We start from the raw sequence: 2,289 nt of genomic DNA on the forward strand, positions 1-2,289 counted from the left end.
GGGCGGGCGGGCGGAGCGCGTCGGCATTCGCCTGCTGCACCAGCTTCGGATCAACCATGATCTGATCGCGCAGGGCGGATTCGAGCACCGGATCCGAGGCGTCGTTGACGTCCTGCTTAGTTCGAGCAGCGTCAGCCCCGTTCAACGGCGCGTCCGATTGTTGCCCACAGGCGCTGACGACGAGTGCCATGGCGGCGACCACGGCCAAGGAGTGAAAGCGCCAGTCGGGGACGGATTTGAAGCTCTTCAGGGTCATTCGGTTACCGCCAAGCCACCGGAAGCGCTGGACTGTGTCTCGCTCTTGTAACACACCCGTTTGCTCTCCATGTTGAAACCATGCTCAACATCGTTTCGGTCCTGATCGGCCTCGTCACCCTCGTCCTCGGTCTGGTGGCGTTCATGCCGCTGCTTGGCTGGATGAACTGGCTAGTGATCCCGATCGGCATCGTCGGAGCGGCGGTCGGTGCGCTTTCCAGCAGCAATGGCGGGCGTAACCTCAACATCGTGCTGATCATCATCTTTGCGCTTCGGCTGATGCTGGGTGGCGGGATCATCTGAGCCGGGCAGGGCCGTCAGGGCGCAACCACGACGCAGCTGACGCCGGATTTCGCGCACGCGGCCTGTGCCGCGGCCTTTGATGCAAAGCCCGTCGCCTGCAGCCGGGTGACTCCGCCGCCTTTGACGTAGCTGGCGCTGCCGCCGGTACGGCTGCCGACCTTCGCCCACAAGCTGTGCGCATTGCCTTCATCGCGGAAGGCGCCAAGCTGGATTCGCCATCTCCCGCCGGCGCTGACGGAGGAGGATGCAGGCGCCGATGCGGCGGACCGCGCGGGCGCATAGGCCGCCGCCGTCGCCAGCGTCGGTGCGGCACGGACGGCGGTTGCCTGTGCCGGGCGCGGCGGAGTCGTGACGGTCGCGGTAGCCGTCGGGATCGGCGATGTGGCGGCGACCCGCGGCGGCGCGCTTGAGACGGTGCCGCCGGGCGTGGATGGTGGCAAGCGCGTGGCGAGGGCACGCGCTTCAGCCTCATATTTGCGGGCGAGCGTCAGCCCCTGCTGCCGCTGCGCTTCCGGGATATATTGATCCATCTGAGCCAGGGTTTGCGATGCTTGTGGCAGGCCCTGCTGCGACGAGCGCGTGACCAGCGCATAAGCGCGCACCCAATCGCGCGGCACGGCATCGGCGTTGAACAACATGGTGCCGAGCACGAGCTGCGTGCGCCGCTCCCCGCGCGCGACCGACTTCTCCAGCCACGGCAGCGCCTCGGCCTTCTTGCCTTCCTGGAAAAGGGCGAGGCCGTAATTGTCGATTGCCTGGCTATGGCCTTGAGCGGCGGCCTTGCGGAACCATTCGATCGCGTTGGGCAGATTCGCCGGGATGCCGCGACCAAGCTTGTACGCCTGACCAAGGTTGAATTGGGCATCCGCGTCGCCACTGGCAGCGAGCGGGCGCCAGATCTCGACAGCCGCCTTATAGTCGCCGCGGCTCCAGGCATCCACGCCCTGCTTCACATCAGCGCCGGCAGATCCGGCAAACAAGGCCGCCGCGATCATTCCAGCAAAATACGCACTCTTCATTCGTCTTCCCCGAATTAATCGCGACCCTTCTGCCGATGGAGCGTGATGTGAACGCCCGAGGTTACTCCATCGCTAACCCAGCCAAGCTGCGGGACGGGAGGGGTGTTTACCATTCCTTATCATCGGATTGGCATCAAACGCAGGAGATGGGGAAGCCCATGTCGCCGGCGGGTTCCCGCAACGGGACGCGGCACGGCTTCGACCAAGACGATGGCCCGGGGATCGACGATGAACAAGCGTGCAGTTGCAGGTTTCAGCCTTACGGCGCTGATGCTGGGCGGAGCGATGGTGGGTTGCGCACAGGGCGGCATCTCCACCGCCAGCACGCGCAGCGAGGCGACCGTTGCGAAACATGCCGCTAGAAACGCCGAAAAGGCTGCCGAGGCGCTGCAGAAGGGCGATCCGGCGAAGGCTGTGAGCTTTGCGGAAGCGGCGGTCGCCGCGGTGCCAAACAATGCCGATTATCGCGCCTTGCTTGGCTCCGCCTATCTGAAGGCGGGCCGCTTCACCTCCGCCCATGCCGCTTATGCCGACGTGCTGGCCCTTTCGCCGCAGAACGGCAGGGCTGCGCTGAACCTGGCGCTTGCCATGATCGCCGAGGGACAATGGGACGAGGCGCGGCAGGCGCTGGAGAGCAATGCCGCCATCGTTCCGGCGAGCGATCGCGGCCTTGCCATCGCGCTGGCGGGCGATCCGGCCGGCGGTGTGGAGG

3 protein-coding genes and 1 pseudogene are annotated in these 2,289 nt (G+C 65.8%); 2 read left to right on the forward strand and 2 right to left on the reverse strand.

The annotated features are described in order from the left end of the window. Positions 1-256, reverse strand: a pseudogene (locus AX702_RS07395) (hypothetical protein); the annotation flags it as partial. A gap of 80 nt (positions 257-336) precedes the next feature. On the opposite strand from AX702_RS07395, the gene AX702_RS07400 reads away from it, so the two are divergent. Then, on the forward strand, positions 337-558 hold the full coding sequence (locus tag AX702_RS07400) for a hypothetical protein (RefSeq protein ID WP_066778132.1): 222 nt from the start codon (positions 337-339) through the stop codon (positions 556-558). A gap of 14 nt (positions 559-572) precedes the next feature. Here AX702_RS07400 and AX702_RS07405 read toward each other — a convergent pair whose 3' ends face one another. Continuing rightward, complete coding sequence (locus AX702_RS07405; RefSeq protein WP_066778134.1) at positions 573-1,577, reverse strand: SPOR domain-containing protein; 1,005 nt, start codon at positions 1,575-1,577, stop codon at positions 573-575. Between the two features lie 228 nt (positions 1,578-1,805). Between AX702_RS07405 and AX702_RS07410 the strand changes: the two genes are divergently transcribed. Beyond that, positions 1,806-2,289: tetratricopeptide repeat protein (locus tag AX702_RS07410; RefSeq protein ID WP_156455392.1), on the forward strand; the 484-nt coding region annotated here is incomplete at its 3' end.

This window comes from Sphingomonas sp. CCH5-D11, from assembly GCF_001557395.1.
In the GTDB taxonomy this organism is placed as follows: Bacteria; Pseudomonadota; Alphaproteobacteria; order Sphingomonadales; family Sphingomonadaceae; genus Sphingomonas.